A 22,079-nucleotide genomic window follows, 5' to 3' on the forward strand; every position below is an offset into this window, starting at 1 on the left:
ACAGCGCGACGGCGGCCGGGCACAGCTGAGAGGCGTACGGCACTCACTATCCTCAACACTATGAACCCGGCATCGATCACTGTATGGATCGGTGCCGCGCTCATCGTTATCGATATCGCGGTGCGCATCACCGCTCTCATCGTGGTGCCGCGCAATCGCAAGCCGCAGACGGCGACGGCCTGGCTGCTCGCGATCTTCCTGCTGCCGTACATCGGCATCCTGCTCTACCTGTTCATCGGGTCGACCAAGCTGCCGAAGAAGCGCCGTCAGCGACAGCAGGCGATCAATCAGTACATCCTCGAAACGACCGACGGCATCGAGTTCGTGCGCACCGAGCCGCCTTGGCCCGACTGGCTCGGGCCGATCGTCGAGATGAACCGCACCCTCGGCGCCATGCCGATGGTCGGCGGCAACCGGGCTGAGCTCTTCTCCGGCTACGAGGAATCGCTGCAGGCGATGACGGATGCCGTGAACTCCGCCGAGCGCTACGTTCACGCCGAGTTCTACATCATGAATCTCGACAAGACGAGCGCGCCCTTCTTCGACGCACTGCAAGCCGCTCGCGAACGTGGTGTGACAGTGCGCGTACTGCTCGACCACATCGCGTCGTGGCGCTACCCGGGATATCGGCGCACGATCAAGCGTCTGAAGCGCAGCGGCGTGCAGTGGCAGCTGATGCTGCCCGTGCAGCCGCTGCGGGGCAAGTACCAGCGCCCAGACCTCCGGAACCATCGCAAGCTGCTCGTGATCGACGGTGACCTTGCGTTCACCGGGTCGCAGAACATCATCGACGCGAGCTACAACAAGCGGTCGAACAAGCGTCGCGGTCTTCAGTGGAAAGACCTGATGGTGCGCTTCGAGGGCCCCATCGTCGCGGGAATCGATGCCCTCTTCGTCACGGACTGGTACAGCGAGACCGACGAACTGCTGATCCGCGAGACCGAGAGCGCCCGCGCCGTCGAGTCAGCCGTGCCGATGGACTGCCAGGTGGTGCCGAGCGGCCCCGGCTTCGACGGCGAGAACAACCTCAGGCTCTTCAACTCGCTGCTGTACAGCGCACAAGAGCGCATCATCATCACGAGCCCCTATTTCGTGCCCGATGACTCGATGCTCTACGCCATCACGTCGGCGGCCCAGCGCGGGCTCGACGTGCAGCTGTTCGCGAGCGAGATCGGCGACCAGCCGATGGTGTACCACGCGCAGCGCTCCTACTACGAGGAGCTGCTCCGTTCCGGGGTGCGCATCTTCCTCTACCAGGCGCCGACCGTGCTGCACAGCAAGCACTTCACCATCGACGACGAGGTGGCGGTCGTCGGCTCGAGCAATATGGATATGCGCTCGTTCACCCTCAACCTGGAGATCTCGGTGATGGTGCGCTCAGACCAGTTCGTCAAGCAGCTGCGACAGATCGAAGACGACTACCGCAGCCGCAGCACCGAGGTGCTGCTCGACGACTGGCTGCGCAGGCCGTTCCGCACTCAGGTGCTCGACAACGTCGCGCGGCTCACTGCCGGACTGCAGTAGAGATCTTCACCATCTCGTCGCGCGGGACCACCTTGATGCGCGCCCGGCCCTCGGGCTCGCCCAGCGCGATCTCATGCTCGTCGAGCGCGTGCCACCCATCCAGATCGGTGTACTGGATGCCGCGCGATCCAAGCAGCTCGATGATCGCCTGCTCCTCCGGGTGTGCAGGGTTCCACCAGCTCCCCTGGTCGTTGACCAGGTGCTTCACCGTCTCCATCGCATCGGACTTGGTGTGCCCGATCAGCCCCACGGGCCCCCGCTTGATCCAGCCCGTGGCGTAGACGCCGGGCAACTGCTCGTTGAACTGCCCCGGGCTCGTCGGGTCGTCACGCAGCACGCGGCCCTCGTGGTTCGGGATGACGCCCACGCGCTCGTCGAACGGGATGCCGTCAAGGGGCGAGCCGAAGTACCCCACCGCGCGATACACCGCCTGCACCGGCAGTTCACGGAACTCGCCGGTGCCGACGACTCCGCCTTCACCATCGGGCGCCGTGCGCTCCCAGCGGATGCTCTCGACATGGCCGACGCCCGTGAGTTCGACCGGCCGCGCGAAGAAGTGGAAGTGCAGGCGCCGTGACGCGGAACCCGTCTCGCGCTGCCGCCACTGCTGCAATACTCGATCGATCACCATGACCTGCTTGTTGGTGGCGATCGCGTTCTTCGAGGCGTCGTCGTAGTCGAAGTCCTCGTCGTGGAGGATCATGTCGACGCCGCGCAGCTCGCCGAGCTCGCGGAGCTCCAGCGGGGTGAACTTGACCTGCGCCGGGCCGCGGCGACCGAAGATGTGCACATCGGTGACGGGCGAGCGCTTGAGCCCCTCGTACACGTTGCTCGGGATCTCGGTCGACAGCAGGTCTTCGGGGTGCTTGACCAGCATCCGCGCCACATCGAGAGCGACGTTGCCGTTGCCGATGACGGCGATCGACTGCGCCTCGAGCGGCCACTCGCGAGGAACATCGGGGTGACCGTCGTACCAGCTCACGAACTCGGCCGCACCGTACGATCCCTCGAGGTCGAAGCCCGGCAGCGTGAGGTCGGAATCGCGCATGGCGCCGGTCGCGAAGATGACCGCGTTGTAGTGCTTCTTCAAGTCGGCGAGGGTGATATCGGTGCCGTAGTGCACATTGCCGAAGATGCGGATGTCGCCGCGGTCGAGCACCTCTCGGAGGGCCGTGATGATGCCCTTGATGCGCGGGTGGTCGGGTGCGACCCCGTACCGCACCAATCCGTACGGTGCGGGCAGCGCCTCGAAGAGGTCGATCGAGACATCGAACTGCTTCTCGAGCTTCAGCAGGATGTCAGCGGCGTAGATACCGGCGGGGCCGGCTCCGACGATGGCCAGGCGAAGCTTGGTCACGGTCTTCCTTTCGACTCGATCTACGTCTTGGCTCATCGGTGCGATTTCGCGCCCGACGGTTCTCGGACCCTCAGCCGAGCTGCTCAACTGCTGCGCTCGACCACGGCATCGGCGAAGGTCGACAGCGCCTTCTTCACAGGCCCCTCAGGCAGCGGCTCGAGCGCGGCGACCGCGGCTGAAGCCCAGCGTCTCGCTTCGGCGAGGGTGCGCTCCGTGACCGGGTGGTCACGCAGCGCGGTGATCGCCTGGTCGGCTTCCTCGGGGGTGCCGTCCTGCACATCGCGGGTGATGCGCTCGTGCAACTCGGATGCCGCGGCATCCGTCTGCGCCTGCTGCCTCAAGTACAGCATGGGCAGCGTCGCGACGCCCGCGCGCACATCGGTGCCCGCGGTCTTGCCCGTCTTGTCGGCAGGAGGCGCGAGGTCGATGACGTCGTCGACCAACTGGAAGGCGACGCCCACCCGTTCGCCGTACTCGACGACCGGCTGCTCGAACTCGGCCGGCGCGTTCGAGAACTTCACACCCACCTGCGCGGCGGCCGCGATGAGCGAGCCGGTCTTGTCGGCGAGCACCCCGATGTAGTGCTCGATGGCGTCTTCACCGGGCTTCGGACCGACCGTCTCATGCAGTTGCCCCAGGCAGAGCCGCTCGAAGGTGTCGGCCTGCAGTGCGATGGCGCTCTCACCGAGCGAGGCGATGAGCTTGCTCGCCCGAGCGAAGAGCAAGTCGCCGGTGAGGATCGCGACGGCGTTGCCCCAGCGCATGTGGGCGGCGGGCACCCCGCGGCGAACCGGCGCCTCGTCCATGACATCGTCGTGATACAGCGAGGCGAGGTGCGTGATCTCGATCGCCCTCGCCGCGGTGATCACCTCGTCGGTCGCGCCGTCGCCGAGCTGCGCGGCGATAAGAGCGAGCACCGGGCGCACGCGCTTGCCGCCGGCGTCGAGCAGGTACCGTGCGGTGACATCGGCCAGCTCGTCGGCGAAGCCCATCTCGTCGAACAATCCGGCTTCGACGCGCTCGAGGCCGACTTCGATGGCGCGTGCGAAGCGGCGTTCATCAGCTGATGCGAAGAGGCGGTCGCCGATGCCGAGCGAGGCCGAAAGGCTGCTCCGACGGCGAGCGGGTGCGGTGGGAATCACTGGGGTGCGGCTCACGAGTCGTTCGAACGTTCGGATGCCGGCTCGTTCGCCCCGCGCTTGGCCTCGGGTTCGACGGCGCCGCTCTCGACGGCGGGACGCTGAGGCGCCGGATCAAGGACGGGCTTGCGGCGGGTGGACGGCGTCGGCCTGGTGGTCGTTGCGGCGGTTTCGCCGGCACCATTGGCGGGCGCAGGCTTCGCGGTCTTGGCTCTTGCTGGCGGAGCCTTCACCGTCGCGGCCTTCGGGGTGGCGGCCCTCGTGGCGGCCTTCGCGGCGGCCTTCGGGGTGGCAGCCTTCACGGCGGCCTCAACTGTGGCGCCGTTGGCCGACCCGCCAGTAGAAGCGTCAGTGGCAGCATCCGCCGGAGCGCTCGGCACGCTGCGGCTCGCGCGGCGGCGCTTCGAGACCGACGCACGAATCGCCGCATCCTCGGGCTTGCGACCTCGGTGCAGGGCCACGACTCCGGCGGTGAGATTGCGGTGTGCGACGCGGGTGAACCCGGCACCTCTGATCCACTGACTCAGAGTTCCCTGATCTGGCCAGTCCTCGATCGAGTCGGCGAGGTACGAGTAGGCATCGGCATCCGTGCTCGCGATGTTGACGACGGCGGGCATGACCCACTTGAGGTAAGCCTGGTAGCCCGCTCGAACGATCCCGACCGGTGGCTTGCTGAACTCGCAGATCACAAGCCGACCGCCCGGCTTGAGCACGCGGAACATCTCGTCGAGCGCGAGTTTCGGGCGTTGAACGTTCCGCAGCCCGAAGCTGATGGTGACGGCATCGAACTCGTCATCCCCGAAGGGCAGCGCCTCAGCGTTGCCCTCGATGAACTCGAGCTCGGGATGCCGCCTGCGGCCCTCCTCGACCATGCCTCGGGAGAAGTCGAGGGCGACTACCTGGGCGCCCGACCGCGCGAAGGCGGCCGCGCTCGTGCCCGTGCCGGCGGCGACGTCGAGGATGCGCTCCCCCGGTTTCGGGTCGACGGCGCGCACGGTCGCGATGCGCCAGAGAGCGGAGTTACCGACCGAGAGCACGGCGTTCGTGCGATCGTAGCCGCGGGCGACGCTGTCGAACATGCCCGATACCTCTTCCGGGCGCTTGTTCAAGTCGGCCTTGCTCACCACTCCATGCTAGCCGCGTGGCGTCTGGCCGGGACCCGGGCGACGAGGGGAGCCGTGCGGGGCTCTGCAGCGCCGTTCGACCGGGCTGGGGAGGCCCTCGGGAGCGGCATAGGCTGTTGCGGTGTCTGCTGTGTCGTCTGCCGCTGCGTCGTTGCGAGCGGTGACGACGGCGATCGACCTCGACCAGCCGCTGATCCCGCTCGCCGATCCGAGGCATCCGCTCGTATTCGTGCGGCGAGGCGAGGGCGTCGTGGGCTTCGGCGAAGCGCTGCGTCTCGAGTTCGCCGGCGCCGAGCGCATGCGCGAGGCGGCATCCGCGTGGAAGAGCCTCGTCGAGCGCGCGTCTGTGACGGACCCCGTCGGTGTTGCGGGGTCAGGCCTCATCGCCTTCGGCACCTTCGCGTTCAGTGCGCAATCGTCGGCGACCAGCACCCTGATCGTTCCGCGGTTGGTGGTCGGCCGCCGAGGCGACGCCGCCTGGCTGACTCGCATCGACATCGCCGACATGCGCCTCGACGGCGGCACGGCATCCGCCGCACAACCCATCGACGACCTCGCGGATGCAGAAGCGGTGAACCGCGCGCTGAGCCCGGCGCCGTGGGGTCACCCCGTGAAGCTGGCACTCGATGCCGGCACACCGACGGCGTCCGGCTACCTCGCCGCGGTCACGGAGGCTGTGCAGCGGATTCACGACGGCGCGCTCAGCAAGGTCGTGCTGGCGAGAACCCTCACGGGCGAATTGCCGGCGGATGCCGATCTTCGGCGTGTGATCGCCGCGCTCGCGCTCGGCTACCCCGACTGCCACACCTACGCCGTGGACGGCCTGATCGGGTCGAGCCCCGAGACGCTCGTCCGCGTCGAGCAGGGCACGGTGTCGGCCCGGGTGCTGGCGGGCAGCGCGGCGCGGGGTGTCGATCAACGCAGCGACGAGGCGGCAGCGGCAGCGCTCGCCACCAGCACGAAGGACCTCGACGAACACCGATTCGCGGTGCAGAGCGTGCTGGCGGCGCTCGATCCCTTCGCTCGTGCGCTCTCGAGCGACGAAGTGCCGTTCACGCTGAAGCTCCCGAACCTGTGGCATCTCGCAACCGACGTGGAGGGCACGCTCAGCGCCGGCGCCTCGTCGCTCGACCTCATCGACGCTCTGCATCCCACCGCTGCGGTGGCCGGCACCCCGACAGACACTGCGATGAGGATGCTCGCCGAACTCGAAGGGTTCGATCGCGGCCGGTACGCCGGACCCGTCGGCTGGGTCGACGCCGACGGTGACGGAGAATGGGCCATCGCGCTTCGCGGGGCTCAGATCGACAGCGAAGGACGTGTCACCGCGTTCGCGGGAGCGGGCATCGTGGCCGAATCCGACCCGGAGGCGGAGCTCGCCGAGACGCGGATGAAGTTCAAGCCGGTCGTCGAAGCGTTCGACTGAGAGCTCAGGATGCCTCGAGTCGGCGTCGCTCCGACGCGACATCGAACTCGGCCAGCGGCCACTGCAGTTGAAGACCGCGCAACGTCTCGAGCAGCAGCCCGTGCACGGCATAGGGCGCGAACCACTTGCGATCGGCGGGCACCACGTACCACGGAGCCGCCGCTGTATTGGTGCGATCGATCGCGAGCTCATACGCCCGCATGTAGTCGTTCCAGTACGCGCGCTCGTCGATGTCACCCGGGTCGAACTTCCAATGCTTGTCAGGGCGGTCGAGCCGCTCCCGCAATCGCTCCTTCTGCTCGGCCTTGCTGATGTGGAGCATCACCTTGATGAGCGAGACACCGGCCTCCGTCAGCTCTTGCTCGAATTCCACGATCTGCTCGTAACGACGCTCGACCTCGTCGGGGCGGCTCAACCCCCGCACCCGCTGCACCAGCACGTCTTCGTAGTGCGAACGGTCGAAAACTCCGATCATGCCGGCCGGCGGCAACGCGCGCCGCACCCTCCAGAGGAAGTCATGCTGCCGCTCTTCCTCGGTGGGCGCCTTGAAGGCGGTGATGCGGACGCCCTGCGGGTCGACGGCGCCGATCACATGCCGGAGGATGCCTCCCTTGCCGGCGGTGTCCATCGCCTGCAGCACGAGCAGCACTCGTCTGGTGTCGCCTGTGCGACTGCCCGCGAAGAGCCGCTCCTGCAGATCTGAGAGCTCGTCGTCGGTCGCGCGCATGGCGGCGTCGGCGTCTTCGCGCTCGCCAGTGAAACCCGGTGTTGCGCGAGGGTCGATCGAGGCGAGGTCGAGGGGCAGCGGGGCGCGGAACAAGCCGCTGAAGGCGGATGTTGCTGGGTCGGCGGGGCCAGTGCTGGCGCCGGTGCCCGCGCCAGCGCGATCGTGTGGCAGGTGGTCGCCGCGGATACGGGCCGCATCGCTCATGCGCCGAGCGTAGCCCCGGCATCCGCCGCGGACTATCGCCTGATCACGATCGCGAGGCGATCAGCGCTCGAGCGGCACCTCGATGATCGACAGACGCTCGGGAGCAGTGAGAGCCTGCTCGAGCTCGCCGTAGGTGCGGGCGGTCCTGTGCTGCCAGCCATAGGCGGCGGCGAGCGCAGCGAGGTCCACGCGCTGCGGCGTGTAGAGCACGCGATCGAACGCGCTGCGATCCGCGGATGCCGCGACCTCCAGCCCGTCGAAGATGGTGCCGCCTCCGTCGTTGCCGACGATCAACTGGACCCGCGGGCGGCGCTCGCCCTCTCCGAAGAGCAGCGAACCGGCGTCGTGCAGCATCGCGAGGTCGCCGAGCAGCACGCGCGTGGTGCCGCGGCCGCCTGCCGCCTCGACGGCGAGCGCGACGCCGATGCCGGTCGCGATCGTGCCGTCGATGCCCGCCAGCCCGCGGTTGGAATGGACGACGAGCTTCTTGCCCGGCACCACCTCGTCGGCGACGCGGATCAGCCGCGACGCCCCGAGCACCAGCCGGTCGTGCGGCCAGGTCGCGGCCCACACCAGCTCAGCGACCAGTCGCCGCGTCAGCGGCCTGCGCACGGCGGCCAGTTCGGCCCGCGCGAACCGAGCTCTGTCAAGACGGTCATACGAGCGGGAGGCATCGACATCCGGTGCCGCGACGGCCGAGTCAGCCGCATCCGCCGCAGCCAGCTCGCGGCCCGCGTGCACCCACTCCGCCGTCCACCGCCGCAGTTGGCGCACGTCGGCCGCGAGCGCAGCGGCGTCGTCTTCGGATGACGAATCGACCACCTCGACGGCGTCGACGAACGACGACACTCGCCGACCCGGGTTGTAGTCGTCAACGCCGGGGGAGCGGACGACGATCGTCTCGACGTCTTCCCGTGCGATGAGCGCGGGCACTTCGCGACTGAGGGTCGGATGCCCGAACACGATGACCCGGCGTACCGCGCCGCCGAACTCCGCGGATTGCAGCAGCCGACGGTATGCCAGCACCAGATTCCGCCCGAAGTGCGCGCCGCTGGCGATCTCAGCCACCAGCGGAGCGTGAAGGGCATGGGCGACAGCCTCGGCCACGGGACCCGCGCGGTGACCGGCGACGACGATGGTACCCAGCGCCGGAGCAATGGTGGCGATGGATGCGGCACCAGACGCGGCCGCGGCCTCCGTCGACCGGGCGTGGACGGAGACACCCGCATCGACGGGCGGCAAACCAAGATCGTCGAGCTCGATGGCATCCGCGTCGATCGCGCTCGAGAGCGGCTCGGTGAACGCGAGGTTGCCGTGCACGGGGCCACCGGCCGACGCGGCGACGAGCTCGCGCGCGAGCGCACCGGCGGCATCCGTTTCGCCCGGAGCGCCGACCGGCGCATCGAGGTTCCACGCGGCCACCACGGCGGTTCCGAAGATGCCGACCTGGTCGGTGGTCTGGTTGCTGCGGATGCCGCGCAGCTCGGCCGGCCGATCGGCGGTCAGCGCGATCAGCGGAACGCCCGCGTGGCGCGCCTCGAGCAGGGCGGGGTGAAGATTCGCGACCGCGGTGCCCGATGTGGTGATGACCGGCACGGGAGAGCGCGACTCCATCGCGAGCCCGAGCGCGAGGAACCCGGCAGCACGCTCATCGATGCGCACGTGAAGACGCAGTGCCTCGCGTTGCTCGAGCGCTGCGGCTGCCAGTGCAAGCGCTTGGGATCGCGACCCGGGGCTGAGCACGACGTCACGCACCCCCAGACGCACGAACTCGCTCAGCAGTGAGACGGCGAAGCTCGAGGAGGGCGCCGACGAGGCATCCGCCCGTCGCGCGTCATCGATGCGACGTGATGTCAGGGCAGCAGCGGATCCTTCTGCACGCGAAGCGGATGCCGACCGCTCGCCGCTTGGCGCGTCCACCGCGGGCGACTCGGGCTCGTCGGCCTCGGGGTCGGCCGGTGCGGATGCTCCCGGCATCCGGTCAGTCCTTCGACGAGTCGTCGTCGAGTTCGGCGAGTTCGCGCTCCAGCTGCCGAATGCGCTCTTCAGCGGCGAGATCCCGCTCGAGCCCGCCCAGGAATGCAGGGTCGTCGTCTGGCGCGATGAGCCCTGCTCCGCCGCCCCGCTGGCGCCGCGACTTGCCGAAGACCAGCCAGAGCGCGCCGCCGATCGCCGGCAGCAGCACGATGATGAAGACCCAGATCACCTTGTTCAAGGCGCGCACGCGAGCGCGGTCGGTGAGGATCAGGTCGATGAGCGCGTAAACGGTGAACGCGACGACGACCACGGCAAGCGCGAACAACAACCGGGCCATCCACTGAGTGTATGCCGAGACGCTGGGGGTGCGCTGGGGCGGTGGGGCGGTTGGGCGCCCGGGGGCACCCGGCCCAGGCGACGGGCACCGCATGGCTGCTCGGCGAAACCCGGCGCGAGATCGGCAGAGCCCGGTGGCAGGGCTCGAGCGCCGAGCCGGCGTCCAGCGTGCGATCTCTAGACTTGTCGCATGCCTGATCCGGCCGATGCCACGCCTGCCGCCGAGCCCGCGACGAGCGGCGCGACCGCTCCTCGTTCATCCACCAGTCGTTGGGTGATCTACTCGGTGGTGCGCGTCGTCATGTTCGTGGGCGTCTTCGTGCTGCTCTGGGCCCTGGGCATGGATCTGTGGCTCGCCGGCATCGCGACCGCCATCATCACGCTCTGCATCAGCTACATCTTCATCCCGCAACCCAAGCGCGCGCCGCGGGTCGAGAAGCCTGACGTCGACGCCGAGGTCGAAGACGCTGTCATCGCGGATGCCGCGCCTCTGAGCCCCGGCGACGACCCGCAGTTCGGAGGCCAACCGGCCGTCGAGCAACCCCCGGCTCCTGCATCGGGCAACGCATCAGACGCGACTCGAGAGAACGAGCCGACCCCGTCAGAAGGCGATCGCAGCGGCGAGCGCTAGTCCGTACAGCAGCGCGGCAAGGCTCGTCAGCTTCAGCGCGAGCAGCGCTTCGGCCGCTGTCTTGCCCCACACCCCGATGACCGCGGCCGGGATCGCCACCAGGAGCGCCAGGTAGACCAGCGGCGCCCACAGGTAGAACAGCGCGAAGAACACCAGCACGCCGAACGGGGCGAGTACCAGCACCGCGAAGAGCGCTCGCGCGGGGCGATCGCCCATGCGTACGGCAAGGGTCTTCTTGCCGGCCTGCGAGTCGGGCACGCGGTCGCGCAGGTTGTTGATGAGCATCACCGCGGCGGTGAAGAGACCCATCGCGAGCCCGGCGAACCACGATTCGAGGTTCACGCTCCCCAACTGCACGAACGTGGTTCCGGCGGTCGCCACGGGGCCGAAGAAGAGGAACGACACCAGTTCGCCGAGTCCCGCATAGCCGTACGGCCGCTTGCCACCCGTATAGAACCAGGCGGCGAGCAGCGCGAGAGCACCGACCGCGAGCAGCCACCAGAGCTGGGTGAGCACCACGATGGCGAGTCCGCAGGCGGCTCCGAGGGCGAAGCACACCAGGGCGACGGTGAGCACGTGCTTGGGCGCGGCAGCGCCAGACCCGGTGAGCCTGCTCGGTCCAACACGGAATTGGTCGGTGCCCCGCACACCATCGGAGTAGTCGTTCGCGTAGTTCACGCCGATCTGCAGCAAGACCGCCACCCCGAGGCAGAGCAGCGCGATGGTGAGGTCGAAGCCGCCAGCCACATGGGCTGCGGCCGACCCGAGCGCGACCGGTGCGACCGAGAGCGAGAGGGTGCGGATGCGGGCGCCGGCGACCCAGTCGCGCCAGGTCGCTTTCGCCGGCTGCCGCTTCTGGGCTGCACCCTTCGGCGCGGCGTTGCGTGCGGCGGGGTTGCCGCTGTTGCGGCCCTTGGTGCTCGAGTTCGACTTGGACTTCGCGCTCGGGCCGGCCGCGGTCGAGCCACCGGCCAGGCTCTTCTGCTGCGCCGCCCTCTCGTTCCGGGCGGCGTTCGCCCGGTTGAGCCGGTCGGGATCAATGCGCTGCGGTCTGGGTTTCGCCACGCAGCGATCCTATGGCGAGGCGGTCACGACGACTCCCCCGCTGCGAGACGTTGCGCCTCGCGGCGGTCGGGTTTTCCGGAGGGGAGCAGCGGCATCCTCTCGACCACGACCAGTCGATGAGGCCTCCCTGCCGGCCCCTCCACTGCCTCGACGGCTGCGCGCACTTCGGCGAGCGATGACTCGCGTTCGGCGATGACCACCGGCACCTCGCCCCATTCGGCGTGAGCGGCGCGCACGACGACCGCCGTTTCGAGCCCAGGGAGCGATCGCACCACTCGCTCCACCGCGCCGAGCGACACCTTCAAGCCACCCGAGATGATCACGTCATCGAGGCGGCCGGTCACGCGCACGATGCCATCGACGACGTCGCCCGTGTCGCCCGTGCGGTACCAGCCGCCGATGAAGCGGTCAGCGGTGAGCGCGGAGTCATCGAGGTAGCCCTCGGCGAGCGTCGGTCCGCTGATCCAGAGTTCCCCATCGACTGCACGCACGTCCACTCCGTCGAGGGGGCGGCCGTCGTAGATGCAGCCGCCGCTGGTCTCGCTGGCGCCGTAGGTGCGGACGAGACGGATGCCGAGGGCATGTGCCCGGTCGACAAGGCGCGCCGGGGTGGCCTGCCCGCCGACGAGCACCGCCTCGAACGCGGCGAGCGACTCGTGCGCCCGCTCGTCGTCGAGCAACCGGGCGAGTTGCACCGGCACGAGCGAGACGTAGCGGCGCTCGTGCTCGAGGGCGGCTGCAGCAACCATGAAGCGATCGACGTCGAAGTGCGTGCCCTCCATTCGCACGGGCTCTGTGCCGGCGACGATCGATCGCGCCAGCACGTTGACCCCAGCGATGTAGTGCTCAGGCAGGCACAGGAGCCACTGACCCGGGCCGCCGATGCGCGCATCGGCCGCGGACGCCGACGCGAGCAGCGCTCGGGCGCTGAGCGCGACCCGCTTCGAATCGCCGGTCGAACCCGAGGTCTCGACGACGAGGGCGACCGGATCGTCGACCATGGCGGGCACATCACTCGGAGGCGCGAGCGCTGCGTCGACGTGATCGATCGCAGCGCTGCCGCCGAGATCGATCGAGGCGCGCGGACGGGGCAGCACCGCTGGCCCACCCGCCAACGCCTCGCGCAGCGCCGGCAGCACGTTGCCGTCGGCGACGATCCGCAGCGGTCGCGACATGCGGGTGCCCTCGCTCAGTACTGCCAGGGGAAGGGCGACCAGTCAGGGTCGCGCTTCTCGAGGAACGCGTCGCGGCCCTCGACCGCCTCATCAGTTCCGTAGGCGAGCCGAGTGGCTTCGCCGGCGAACACCTGCTGGCCGACCAGCCCGTCATCGACGGCGTTGAACGCGAACTTCAGCATGCGCACCGCAGTGGGCGACTTCGTCAGGATCTTCTGCGCCCAGTGAAACGCGGTCGCTTCGAGCTCGGCGTGCGGCACCACCGCATTCACGGCGCCCATCTCATAGGCCCGTCTCGCCGAGTACTCCTCGGCGAGGAAGAACACCTCCCGGGCGAACTTCTGACCGATCTGGCGCGCGAAGTACGCGCTGCCGTAGCCGGCGTCGAACGAACCGACATCGGCATCCGTCTGCTTGAACCGGCCGTGCTCCTCCGACGCGATCGTCAGGTCGCATACGACGTGCAGCGAGTGACCGCCGCCGGCTGCCCACCCCGGCACAGCAGCGATGACCACCTTCGGCATGAAGCGGATCAAGCGCTGCACCTCGAGGATGTGCAGGCGACCCACTGCTGCGCGATGCGCACCCTCGACGACGGCCGTCTCGGCATCCGAGTACTTGTAGCCGTCGCGTCCGCGGATGCGCTGGTCGCCACCCGAGCAGAATGCCCAGCCGCCGTCCTTCGGGCTCGGACCGTTGCCGGTAAGCAGCACCACGCCGATGCGCGGGTTCTGGCGGGCATCGTCGAGCGCGGCGTAGAGCTCGTCGACCGTGTGCGGGCGGAACGCGTTGCGCACCTCTGGGCGGTTGAACGCGATGCGGGCGACCCGGCCGTCGACGTCATGGTGGTACGTGATGTCGGTGAGCGCGTCGAAGCCCGGCGCATCGCGCCAGAGCTCGGGATCGAAGAGTTCAGAGACCGCCGGTGCCATGCCGCAAGCCTAATCAGCCGCGGGCAGTGAGAGCCTCGGTCAGTACGGCGTGAGCGACGAGGCGCCAGACACGAGCGTGAAGAGCACGAACGGGTTGGCGGTGAGGCCGAGCACGATGCCGACCGCTCCCGCAACGCGAGACCAGCCCGCGATCACCGAGACCGTTCCGGTCACGGCGGCGAGCCCACTGACTGCCACGGCAGTCCACAGCAGCGCGGTCGTGAGCAATGCTGCAGCGGGCGCGAGTTGCGCGTTCGCCGGAGCGATCGCGTAGATGGCGACGACCAAGCCCGCAGCGATCGCGCTCAGTAGGATCGCGGCCCAGCCGAGCCATTTGGGCTTCCGCGCCCGCCGGCGCGAACGATACGTCGTCCGCGGTTCTGGCTCTGCGTCCAGCTGCGGATACGCGCCATCGGGGGCCGGCTGGTGCGGGTACGAGGCCGTGGTGAACTCGTCGTCGGAACGCTCGGTCGCGTGAGGCGTGCGGCTGCTGCTGCCTGCGACATCGAAGCTCATGCAACTCACCGTACCGGCGGCGGCCGCCCTGTTAGGGTCGCAGCGTGCCCCAGCCGGATGCCGACGCGCTCGCCTCGCGCCCTCTGCCGCCGCTCGGCGAGCTGCTCGCCGGGGCGCGAGTGGTCGCCCTCCCGCTGCGCACCCGCTTCCGGGGCATCGACACGCGTGAAGCGCTGCTCATGCAAGGCCCTCAGGGGTGGACCGAGTTCTCGCCGTTCGTCGAGTACGACGATGCCGAGTCAGCCGCCTGGCTCGCTGCCGCGATCGACTTCGGATGGAGCGCACCCCTCCCGCAGCGGCGTGGGTCGATTCCAGTGAACGCCACGTTGCCTGCCGTGCGAGCCGAGGACGTCGCCGAAGTGCTCGCTCCGTTCGGCGCCTGCCGTACCGTGAAGGTCAAAGTCGCAGAGCCCGGGCAGTCGCTCGCTGATGACCTCGAGCGGGTGGCGGCGGCCCGTGAGGTAGTCGGCCCGACCGGCCGCGTGCGCATCGATGCGAATGGCGCCTGGAGCGTCGATGAGGCCGCGATCGCTGTGCGTGCGCTCGCCGAGTTCGACCTGGAGTATGCCGAGCAGCCATGCCGCACGGTCGCCGAACTGGCGGAGCTCCGGCGACGGCTCGACGGCGCCGTCGCCATCGCAGCGGATGAGAGCGTGCGCAAAGCCGATGACCCGCTGAGGGTGGCCCGGGCCGGGGCCGCAGACATCGTGGTCGTCAAGGCGCAACCGCTCGGCGGCATCCGTGCTGCCCTCAGCCTGATCGAGGCTGCGGGGCTTCCGGCCGTCATTTCGAGCGCTCTCGACACCTCTGTCGGGCTCTCAATGGGCGCTCACCTGGCTGCAGCCATGCCCACGCTGCAGTTCGACTGCGGCCTCGGCACGGCCGCATTGCTCGCGGCCGACGTCGCCCGGCATCCGCTCATGCCGTCGGGCGGGGCGATCGAGGTGCGCCGGATCGACGCGGATGCCGAATTGCTCGACGAGCACGCGGCCGACGACGCGCGCCGCGAGTGGTGGTTCGAGCGACTGCGTCGCTGCCACTCCGTCCTCGCCAGCCAGCCGCCGGCCGCACGCTGAGCGCCGCCACAGAAGATCTCTCGAGCTCCTTGCCCGCCCGCATGCCGGGGGTACGCTCCGACGCACCGCGAACCAACGGAAGCGAAGGAGTGCTCATGTCGATGTCGATGGTGGAACGAATGCTCGACGCTCATCCGGCCGGACCGGGCGAGTTGGACCGGGCCGCGTTGGTCGAATGCATCGAGGCGTGTCTCGAGTGCGCGTTCGCGTGCGCCTCGTGCGCCGACGCCTGCTTGAGCGAATCGATGGTCGACCAGCTCGTGGAGTGCATTCGCACCGACCTGGACTGCGCTGAAGTGTGCGCGACGACCGCGTCGGTGCTCAGCCGCCGGAGCGCCGACACCACGATCATGCGCGCGGTGCTGCAAGCGTGCCGCGCGGCGTGCGCGGCGTGTGCCGCCGAGTGCGCCAAGCACGCGGATACGCATGAGCACTGCCGCGCCTGCGCCGAAGCGTGCCGTCGCTGTGAGACGGCATGCGCGGCGCTGCTCAGCACCCTCTGACTGCGCGCTCCAGCCACGGGCTCGGATAGCGCGCTCGAACCGGGAACCATCAGCCGCCTTCGGTAGAGCGCGCTGCGGTGGGTGGGCCTACAGGCCTGAGTAGGCGTGCAGTCCCTTGAAGAAGAGGTTCACGACGGTGTAGTTGAACAGGATCGCACTGAAGCCGATGATGGCGAGCCAGGCGGATCGGTTACCGCGCCAGCCGCGCGTCGCGCGCGCGTGGATGTAACCGGCGTAGAGCACCCAGACGATGAACGTCCACACCTCCTTGGTGTCCCAGCCCCAGTACCGGCCCCACGCGCGCTCAGCCCAGACCGCGCCGGCGATGAGCGTGAACGTCCAGAAGATGAAGCCGACGATGTTCAGCCGGTATGCGAGGTTCTCAAGGCGCTCGGCGCTCGGCAGCGAGCGAAGGAATCGCAGCTTCACCGCCTGCAGCTCGAGCGAGAGCAGCTCTCGCCGGTACTGCAGCAGTTGCACGATCGACAGGGCGAACCCGAGGGCGAGGAACCCGGTCGCGAGTGAGGCGACGAACACGTGGATGACCAGCCACGGCGACTGCAGCGCCGGGGGAAGCGGGATGACGCTCACGTAGAACCCGACGGTCGAGACGCCGAGGATCAGTACCGACAGCCCGATCACGAAGGTGCCGAGGAAGCGCAGGTCCTGCTTCACCTGTACCGCGATGAACACGCCGACGATGATGAGCGTCATCGTGAGCGAGAACTCGTACATGTTCGCCCACGGCACTCGCCCGGCCGCGATGCCGCGCAGCACATCGGCCGCGAGGTGGATGAGGAATCCGAGCACGGTCAGCGAGAACCCGACCTTCAGGCTCGGCGAACCCTTCTCACGGCCCTCGCGCACCGCCCGGCCCGCTCCCTCGCCGCGGCGCTCGGCCGCAGTCGTTCGCGCGACGGTGGCGGTCGAAGCGGTACCGATCGCGGCGCCCACCGAGCTCGAGCGCGCGGCAGGGGCGCCCCCGGCATCCGTCGCGACGAGACCGTCGATCTTCGCCGGCTTATCGGCCGACCGCCTCGCCAGGTCGAGGGCGTACGAGATGAAGGCGAGGGTGTAGACGGCCATCGCCGAATACACCAGCACCAGCGAGATGGTGTCGAGTTCTGCGTTGACGTTCATCGCTTGCTCCTGCTCTCGAGCTCTGCTTCATGCCGTGCGGCGAGGTCTTCGACCGCTTGATCGAGCGTCGGGTCTTCGCCGCGCGCGAGTCCCGCGTATTCGAGGGTGGTACGCGCGTCGGCTGCGACGGTGGCCTTGACCCAGAGGCGGCGGCGAGGCACGAAGAGCGCGGCGGCCAGACCGCCGACCACGAGCACTGAGAAGATCAGCACCCAGAGTTGCGTCGGGTCGTGGTGGATGTCGAGACTGACGAAGCGTTTGAGCTCGGTGAATTCTACTGCGCCCAGCCCATCGGGAAGCTCCACCCGTTCGCCCGGGCGCAACTCGATCGCCGCAGCGTCGGCTTCACCTCCGGCGACCGGCGTCATGCCATCGGTGTCCAAGGCATATACCGATCGCGGAATGCCCTCGTTGATTCCGAGATCGCCGCTGAAGACGTTGAAGGTGAGCAGGGGATCGCCCGGCTGCGGATGCGCGGAAGCGTACGCGCCGGAATGCTGCTCGACGGCCCACGGGTAGAAGAAGCCGACGAGGCCCAGCTGCTCGGGCACAGCATCCGGCACCTTCACGACCCCCAGGCTCGTCAGGTTGCCGTCTTGAGGCAGGAACGGAACAGCTTGCGAGAACGCCACTTCGCCCGAACTGTCGTACACCGTGACCACGGGCGCGTAGCCGTTGCCCAGCAGGTAGGCGTTGTTGCCCGCGATGTGGAGAGGCTCGTTCACCTTGGCATTCGCCTCGATGGGCTCCTCGCCTCGCACCTTGGTCGTGAGATGCGCCTCGTAGTCGAGCGGCACCGCGGCGCCCGTGGTCTGATCGATGCCGTACTGCGCGTCGAAGCTGTCGAGCGTGATCGTGTAGGGAGTGAGCGACGACTCGTCGAAGAAGCGACCCGGGTTGAACGAGTCGTAGCCGGCGAGCACGTTGGTGAACGATTGCCCCTCGACGATGACCTTCTGGCCGTTGTAGCCGAAGCCGCTGATGATGCCCACAGCGAAGAGCACGCCGACCATCGCCGCGTGGAAGACCAGGTTGCCCGTCTCGCGCAGGTACCCACGTTCCGCTGAGACCGAGTAGGTCGCGGCACCCCGCGCCTCCGAGTCGTATCGCTCCACGCGGTATCCGAGCTGCCGCAGGAGCGCGCCCGCCTCGGCGATCGCCGTCTGGGGGTCTGCGTCGCTCACTGAGTTGCGGTAGCCCGCGAGCCGCTGCAGCCGCGCGGGTGTGCGCGGCGGGCGGGCGCGGAGTGCCTGCCAGTGATGCCGGGTGCGCGGGATGATGCAGCCGATGAGCGAGATGAACAGCAGCAGGTAGATCGACGAGAACCACACCGAGCTGTAGACGTCGAACATCTGCAGTCCGTCGAGCACTGGGAAGAGCTCAGGGTGGTCGGCCTTGTACTGCACCACGCCGTTGGGGTCGGAGGTGCGCTGCGGTACGAGCGAGCCGGGCACCGCGGCGACCGCGAGCAGCAGCAGGAGCAGCAGCGCCGTGCGCATGCTCGTCAGCTGGCGCCAGGCGAAGCGCAACCAGCCGACGAGGCCGAGCTTCGGCTGCGTGATGTCGCCGCGGCCCGAGCTTTCGGCATCCGTTCTTCGTGGATCCGACGACGATCGCTCGTCGTCCGGATCGGCGAGGCCTCGCGCTCCAGCGTCGACATAGTCAGAGGGGCGTGACGGTTGCATCGATCACCCCCTGGAGTTGCAGCATGATGGCCTGCCACACGCCCGAGACCATGAGCAGCCCCATGATGATGAGCAGCGCGCCACCGATGAGGTTGATGGTGCGCACATTCCGTCTGAGGAATGCCATGGAGCGGCTGGCCCAGCCGAGGCCGAGCGCGACCAGCAGGAACGGGATGCCGAGGCCGAAGCAGTAGGCAGCGCCGATGAGCGCCGCCCGACCGGGGCTCTGGCCGAGGGCGAGCGTCGATACGGCGGCGAGCACCGGGCCCATGCACGGCGACCATCCGACTGCGAATACCGCACCGAGAAGCGGCGCGCCCGCGAGGCCGGTCGTGGGCCGCCACGTGGGCTTGAACGTGCGCTGGAGGAACGTCACCTGGCCGATGAAGACGACGCCCATGAGCAGCACGACCACACCTGCGATCCGCAGGATGAGATCGCTGTACTGGAAGAAGAAGACGCCGACCGAGCCGACGAGCACGAAGAAGCCGAGGAACACGATGCTGAAGCCGGCGATGAACAACGCGGCGCCGGCGGCCATGCGTCCGCGCCGGGCGTCAGCGGCATCCGTGATGCCGGTCACGTAGGCGAGATAACCGGGCACGAGTGGCAGCACGCAGGGCGAGGCGAATGCAATGAGCCCCGCGAGCACGGCGATGGGAAGCGCGAGCAGCAAGCTGCCACTCGCGATGATCTCGCCTGCGCCCACCGCGGCCGCCTAGCTCTTCTCGGCGAGGGTGTCGGCGATGAGGGTGCCCAGCACCGACTTATCGGCGAGGCCGTTGATGCGCGCGGCAACTCTGCCCTCGCGGTCGAGCACGAGCGTCGTGGGCACGGCCTTCGGCTGCACCTTGCCGGCGAATGCCAGCATCGCGGACTGCTCCGATTCGGTCTCGATGATCGAGGGGTACTCGATGCCGTAGGTGCGCGCGAATGCGAGCGCCCCCTCGGTGGAGTTGTACAGGTTCACTCCGAGGAACTCGACACCGTCGGGCTGGTGCTCCTCGTACAGCGCCTGCAGATCGGGCGCCTCGACACGGCACGGTGCGCACTCGGCGTACCAGAAGTTCACGACGAGCACCTCGCCGGCGAAGTCGTCGCTCGAGACGGTGGTTCCGGCATCCGTGCTGCCTGCGAAGTCGATGGGCTCGCCGCGGTCGCCGATCGCGAACTCGTTGATGGTGCCATCGCCCGAGATATAGCCCTTGTCGGAGCCCGCACGGTACTGCTCGGCGAGCGGGTCGCTGGAGCATCCGGCAAGCAGGGTCGTCAGAGCGACCGCGGCAGCGGCGAAGGCGAGTCGAGACGTCACACGGCTCCAAGATCGACGGATGCTGCGAGCAATTCTCTCGCCGGATCCTGATAGTTCACCTCGGCGAAACGGTCGCCACGACGCTCGAAGGTGGTGATGCTCGACAGGCTGCACCGACGCCTGCGGGGGTCGTGCCAGAGCCGCTGGCCGGTGATGGCGCGGTGAGCGAGCCAGATCGGCGACTGGTGGCTCACCATGACGACCTCGCCGTCCTCTGTCTCGTCGAGGGCACTGTTCATCGCCGCGATCATGCGCGCGGCGATGCTGGTGAACGGCTCGCCCCAGCTGGGCCGGAACGGGTTGACCACCCAGGGCCAGGCCTGCGGACGAACCAGCACCTGCGGACCGAACTCGAAGGTCTTGCCCTCGAAGCGGTTGGTGGGCTCGATCAGGCGGTCGTCGGTCTGGATCGGCAACTCGAACTTCTCCGCCCACGGAGCAGCCGACTCCTGGGCGCGCTGCAGCGGGCTCGCATAGAGCGCCGTGATGTCGTGACCGTCGAGCGCCTCCGCGGCGAGCGCGGCCATGCGATGCCCGAGCTCCGAGAGGTGGAACCCGGGGATGCGCCCGTAGAGGATGCGCTGCGGGTTGTGCACCTCGCCGTGCCGAACCAGATGAACCAACCGAGCTGCCACGGCGCCAAGTCTAGGCGGCACGTGCTTGGCGGAAGCCTGCGTGCGCTCGGGCGGCGGCTCGGGACGCACGCTGCTGCTGCTGCTGCTGCTGCTGCTGCTGCTGCTGCTCGATGGTGTGCGCGCCACCTGCGGGCGTCTGCGCCAGCTGTACGTGGCGCAGACGTCTGTAACTGGCGCGGAGGTGGGGGTGTCAGCGGGAGGTCGGCAAGTAGACTCGGATGCCGTGACCGAACGCATCCTGATCAAGCACCTGGCCGCGCGCGAAGACGGCCCCGTGACCGTCTCGGGATGGGTCGATACGGTGCGCGACCAGAAGAAGGTGCAGTTCATCGTGCTGCACGACGAATCCGGTGCGCTGCAGCTCGTGAACCCCGCCGTCCGCGAGGTCGACCCCGACGACGCCGCGTCGGCCGGCCGCCACGAGATCACCGAGACGATCTCGGGGCTCAGCCAGGGCAGCTTCATCACGGTGACCGGTGAGCTCAAGCACGACGAGCGTGTGAAGCTCGGCGGCATCGAGGTGAAGATCGGCACGCTCGAGGTGGTGAGCCACGCGGTTCCCGAGTCGCCGATCGCCGACGACTCGAGCATCGACAAGCGACTCGACTGGCGCTTCATCGACCTGCGCCGCCCCGAGCAGAACCTGATCTTCCGCGTGCAGACTACGTTCGAGCACGCACTGCGCACGTACTGGATCGAGCACGACTTCATCGAGATCCACACCCCGAAGCTCATGGCGTCGGCGTCCGAGTCGCGGGCCGAACTGTTCGAGGTCGGCTACTTCGACGACACCGCGTACCTGGCGCAGAGCCCCCAGTTCTTCAAGCAGATGGCCCAGCCCGCCGGCTTCGGCAAGGTGTTCGAGATCGGGCCCGCGTTCCGCGCCGACCCGTCGTTCACCTCTCGGCACGCGACCGAGTTCACGTCGATCGACACCGAGGTGAGCTGGATCAGCAGCCACGAAGACGTGATGCGCCTGCACGAAGAGCTCATGGTGGCCGGCATCCGCGCCATCAAGGAGAAGCACGGCGAAGAGATCGAGCAGCGCTTCGGCGTGACGATCGAAGTGCCGACGACACCGTTCCCGCGGATTCCGCTGGCCGAGGCGAAGCAGATCGTCGCCGAGCGCGGCTACGTCGTCCCTCGTCACGACGACGACATGGACCCTGAGGGCGAGCGGCAGATCGCGGCGTACGTGAAGGAGAAGTACGGCCACGACTTCGTCTTCCTGACCGACTACGCGTCGAGCATCCGGCCGTTCTACCACATGCGCAACGCCGACGATCAGGGGATCACCAACAGCTACGACCTCGTGTACCACGGCGTCGAGATCTCGACCGGCGCGCAACGCGAGCACCGCATCGACGTGCTCACGACCCAGGCGAAGGAGAAGGGCCTCGACCCCGAGGAGCTCGGCTTCTACCTCGACTTCTTCCGCTACGGCGTGCCGCCGCACGGCGGGTTCGGCATGGGGCTGGCCCGCGTGCTGATGCTCATGCTGGGGCTCAACTCGATCCGCGAGGTGACCTACCTCTTCCGCGGGCCGAACCGTCTGCTGCCCTAACGGCCACGAACCACGAAGCGCCCCGCCCGGA

General features: G+C 68.5%; 21 protein-coding genes. 6 read left to right on the plus strand and 15 right to left on the minus strand.

Features of this window, described 5'->3' with window-relative positions; genetic code table 11:
• The first annotated feature begins 60 nt into the window (after window positions 1–60).
• The gene (cls, locus tag QF206_RS07935) at window positions 61–1,524 is read left to right on the plus strand and encodes a cardiolipin synthase (RefSeq protein ID WP_281488684.1); all 1,464 of its coding nucleotides are present in this window, start codon (window positions 61–63) and stop codon (window positions 1,522–1,524) included.
• On the opposite strand, the gene QF206_RS07940 is transcribed toward cls, so the two are convergent.
• The 3 genes from QF206_RS07940 to QF206_RS07950 form a co-directional block, all read right to left on the minus strand.
• Window positions 1,505–2,881, minus strand: a complete 1,377-nt coding sequence (locus tag QF206_RS07940) for an FAD-dependent oxidoreductase (protein ID WP_281488685.1) — start codon at window positions 2,879–2,881, stop codon at window positions 1,505–1,507. The genes cls and QF206_RS07940 overlap by 20 nt on opposite strands.
• Window positions 2,882–2,964: 83 nt before the next feature.
• On the minus strand, window positions 2,965–4,023 hold the full coding sequence (locus QF206_RS07945) for a polyprenyl synthetase family protein (RefSeq protein WP_281489034.1): 1,059 nt from the start codon (window positions 4,021–4,023) through the stop codon (window positions 2,965–2,967).
• A gap of 11 nt (window positions 4,024–4,034) precedes the next feature.
• Window positions 4,035–5,144 carry a class I SAM-dependent methyltransferase gene (locus QF206_RS07950; protein ID WP_281488686.1) on the minus strand — a complete coding sequence of 370 codons (1,110 nt, stop codon included), beginning with the start codon at window positions 5,142–5,144 and terminating at the stop codon, window positions 4,035–4,037.
• Between the two features lie 121 nt (window positions 5,145–5,265).
• Here QF206_RS07950 and QF206_RS07955 point away from each other — a divergent pair, with 121 nt between their 5' ends.
• Window positions 5,266–6,570 carry an isochorismate synthase gene (locus QF206_RS07955; RefSeq protein WP_281488687.1) on the plus strand — a complete coding sequence of 435 codons (1,305 nt, stop codon included), beginning with the start codon at window positions 5,266–5,268 and terminating at the stop codon, window positions 6,568–6,570.
• A 4-nt stretch (window positions 6,571–6,574) separates the two neighbouring features.
• Here QF206_RS07955 and QF206_RS07960 read toward each other — a convergent pair whose 3' ends face one another.
• Genes QF206_RS07960 through QF206_RS07970 form a run of 3 tightly spaced genes read right to left on the minus strand, consistent with a single transcriptional unit; the run spans window position 6,575 to window position 9,815 of the window.
• Window positions 6,575–7,501: a PPK2 family polyphosphate kinase gene (locus QF206_RS07960; protein ID WP_281488688.1), complete on the minus strand. Its 927-nt coding sequence runs from the start codon at window positions 7,499–7,501 to the stop codon at window positions 6,575–6,577.
• A 60-nt stretch (window positions 7,502–7,561) separates the two neighbouring features.
• Window positions 7,562–9,478 carry a 2-succinyl-5-enolpyruvyl-6-hydroxy-3-cyclohexene-1-carboxylic-acid synthase gene (menD, locus tag QF206_RS07965; protein WP_281488689.1) on the minus strand — a complete coding sequence of 639 codons (1,917 nt, stop codon included), beginning with the start codon at window positions 9,476–9,478 and terminating at the stop codon, window positions 7,562–7,564.
• Between the two features lie 4 nt (window positions 9,479–9,482).
• Window positions 9,483–9,815 (minus strand): PLD nuclease N-terminal domain-containing protein, encoded by a 333-nt coding sequence (locus QF206_RS07970; protein WP_281488690.1) that lies wholly within the window; start codon window positions 9,813–9,815, stop codon window positions 9,483–9,485.
• 189 nt (window positions 9,816–10,004) lie between these two features.
• Between QF206_RS07970 and QF206_RS07975 the strand changes: the two genes are divergently transcribed.
• Window positions 10,005–10,445, plus strand: coding sequence for a hypothetical protein (locus QF206_RS07975; protein WP_281488691.1), 441 nt, complete (start codon window positions 10,005–10,007; stop codon window positions 10,443–10,445).
• Here the strand turns inward: QF206_RS07975 and QF206_RS07980 are convergent.
• The 4 genes from QF206_RS07980 to QF206_RS07995 all read right to left on the minus strand — a co-directional run bounded on the left by QF206_RS07980 (window position 10,416) and on the right by QF206_RS07995 (window position 14,133).
• Window positions 10,416–11,420, minus strand: coding sequence for a 1,4-dihydroxy-2-naphthoate polyprenyltransferase (locus QF206_RS07980; RefSeq protein ID WP_422785375.1), 1,005 nt, complete (start codon window positions 11,418–11,420; stop codon window positions 10,416–10,418). The genes QF206_RS07975 and QF206_RS07980 overlap by 30 nt on opposite strands.
• Before the next feature lie 113 nt (window positions 11,421–11,533).
• The gene (locus QF206_RS07985) at window positions 11,534–12,685 is read right to left on the minus strand and encodes an AMP-binding protein (RefSeq protein ID WP_281488693.1); all 1,152 of its coding nucleotides are present in this window, start codon (window positions 12,683–12,685) and stop codon (window positions 11,534–11,536) included.
• A gap of 14 nt (window positions 12,686–12,699) precedes the next feature.
• A complete protein-coding gene (locus QF206_RS07990) occupies window positions 12,700–13,617 on the minus strand; it encodes a 1,4-dihydroxy-2-naphthoyl-CoA synthase (protein WP_281488694.1) in 918 nt (305 codons plus the stop codon).
• A gap of 39 nt (window positions 13,618–13,656) precedes the next feature.
• Complete coding sequence (locus tag QF206_RS07995) at window positions 13,657–14,133, minus strand: hypothetical protein (RefSeq protein ID WP_281488695.1); 477 nt, start codon at window positions 14,131–14,133, stop codon at window positions 13,657–13,659.
• 44 nt (window positions 14,134–14,177) lie between these two features.
• On the opposite strand from QF206_RS07995, the gene QF206_RS08000 reads away from it, so the two are divergent.
• Together QF206_RS08000 and QF206_RS12445 are read left to right on the plus strand one after the other, a co-directional pair.
• Window positions 14,178–15,209 (plus strand): o-succinylbenzoate synthase, encoded by a 1,032-nt coding sequence (locus QF206_RS08000; RefSeq protein ID WP_281488696.1) that lies wholly within the window; start codon window positions 14,178–14,180, stop codon window positions 15,207–15,209.
• Between the two features lie 119 nt (window positions 15,210–15,328).
• The gene (locus tag QF206_RS12445; RefSeq protein ID WP_479692171.1) at window positions 15,329–15,712 is read left to right on the plus strand and encodes a four-helix bundle copper-binding protein; all 384 of its coding nucleotides are present in this window, start codon (window positions 15,329–15,331) and stop codon (window positions 15,710–15,712) included.
• Between the two features lie 87 nt (window positions 15,713–15,799).
• Here the strand turns inward: QF206_RS12445 and ccsB are convergent, their stop codons facing one another.
• The 5 genes from ccsB to QF206_RS08030 are packed head-to-tail and all read right to left on the minus strand — an operon-like array spanning window position 15,800 to window position 20,484.
• Window positions 15,800–16,852: a c-type cytochrome biogenesis protein CcsB gene (ccsB, locus tag QF206_RS08010; RefSeq protein ID WP_281488697.1), complete on the minus strand. Its 1,053-nt coding sequence runs from the start codon at window positions 16,850–16,852 to the stop codon at window positions 15,800–15,802.
• The gene (gene resB, locus QF206_RS08015; RefSeq protein ID WP_281488698.1) at window positions 16,849–18,537 is read right to left on the minus strand and encodes a cytochrome c biogenesis protein ResB; all 1,689 of its coding nucleotides are present in this window, start codon (window positions 18,535–18,537) and stop codon (window positions 16,849–16,851) included. The genes ccsB and resB overlap by 4 nt, the downstream gene beginning before the upstream one ends.
• Window positions 18,515–19,246, minus strand: a complete 732-nt coding sequence (locus QF206_RS08020) for a cytochrome c biogenesis CcdA family protein (RefSeq protein ID WP_281488699.1) — start codon at window positions 19,244–19,246, stop codon at window positions 18,515–18,517. Before QF206_RS08020 ends, resB begins: the two co-directional genes overlap by 23 nt.
• A 9-nt stretch (window positions 19,247–19,255) precedes the next feature.
• Entirely contained in the window at window positions 19,256–19,849 is a 594-nt protein-coding gene (locus QF206_RS08025; RefSeq protein WP_281488700.1) for a TlpA family protein disulfide reductase, read from the minus strand.
• The gene (locus QF206_RS08030; RefSeq protein WP_281488701.1) at window positions 19,846–20,484 is read right to left on the minus strand and encodes a histidine phosphatase family protein; all 639 of its coding nucleotides are present in this window, start codon (window positions 20,482–20,484) and stop codon (window positions 19,846–19,848) included. The genes QF206_RS08025 and QF206_RS08030 overlap by 4 nt, the downstream gene beginning before the upstream one ends.
• 223 nt (window positions 20,485–20,707) lie before the next feature.
• Between QF206_RS08030 and aspS the strand changes: the two genes are divergently transcribed.
• Window positions 20,708–22,048, plus strand: coding sequence for an aspartate--tRNA(Asn) ligase (aspS, locus tag QF206_RS08035; protein ID WP_281489036.1), 1,341 nt, complete (start codon window positions 20,708–20,710; stop codon window positions 22,046–22,048).
• The last annotated feature ends 31 nt before the right edge of the window (window positions 22,049–22,079 follow it).

It is taken from the genome of Ruicaihuangia caeni (genome assembly GCF_029952955.1).
Lineage (GTDB): Bacteria > Actinomycetota > Actinomycetes > Actinomycetales > Microbacteriaceae > Ruicaihuangia > Ruicaihuangia caeni.

Coding starts and splice junctions, on each gene's coding strand:
- cls (WP_281488684.1), top strand. CDS start 61: ATGAACCCGGCATCGATCACTGTATGGATCGGTGCCGCGCTCATCGTT.
- QF206_RS07960 (WP_281488688.1), bottom strand. CDS start 7,501: ATGAGCGATGCGGCCCGTATCCGCGGCGACCACCTGCCACACGATCGC.
- menD (WP_281488689.1), bottom strand. CDS start 9,478: ATGCCGGGAGCATCCGCACCGGCCGACCCCGAGGCCGACGAGCCCGAG.
- QF206_RS07970 (WP_281488690.1), bottom strand. CDS start 9,815: ATGGCCCGGTTGTTGTTCGCGCTTGCCGTGGTCGTCGTCGCGTTCACC.
- QF206_RS07975 (WP_281488691.1), top strand. CDS start 10,005: ATGCCTGATCCGGCCGATGCCACGCCTGCCGCCGAGCCCGCGACGAGC.
- QF206_RS07985 (WP_281488693.1), bottom strand. CDS start 12,685: ATGTCGCGACCGCTGCGGATCGTCGCCGACGGCAACGTGCTGCCGGCG.
- QF206_RS07990 (WP_281488694.1), bottom strand. CDS start 13,617: ATGGCACCGGCGGTCTCTGAACTCTTCGATCCCGAGCTCTGGCGCGAT.
- QF206_RS07995 (WP_281488695.1), bottom strand. CDS start 14,133: ATGAGCTTCGATGTCGCAGGCAGCAGCAGCCGCACGCCTCACGCGACC.
- QF206_RS12445 (WP_479692171.1), top strand. CDS start 15,329: ATGCTCGACGCTCATCCGGCCGGACCGGGCGAGTTGGACCGGGCCGCG.
- ccsB (WP_281488697.1), bottom strand. CDS start 16,852: ATGAACGTCAACGCAGAACTCGACACCATCTCGCTGGTGCTGGTGTAT.
- resB (WP_281488698.1), bottom strand. CDS start 18,537: ATGCAACCGTCACGCCCCTCTGACTATGTCGACGCTGGAGCGCGAGGC.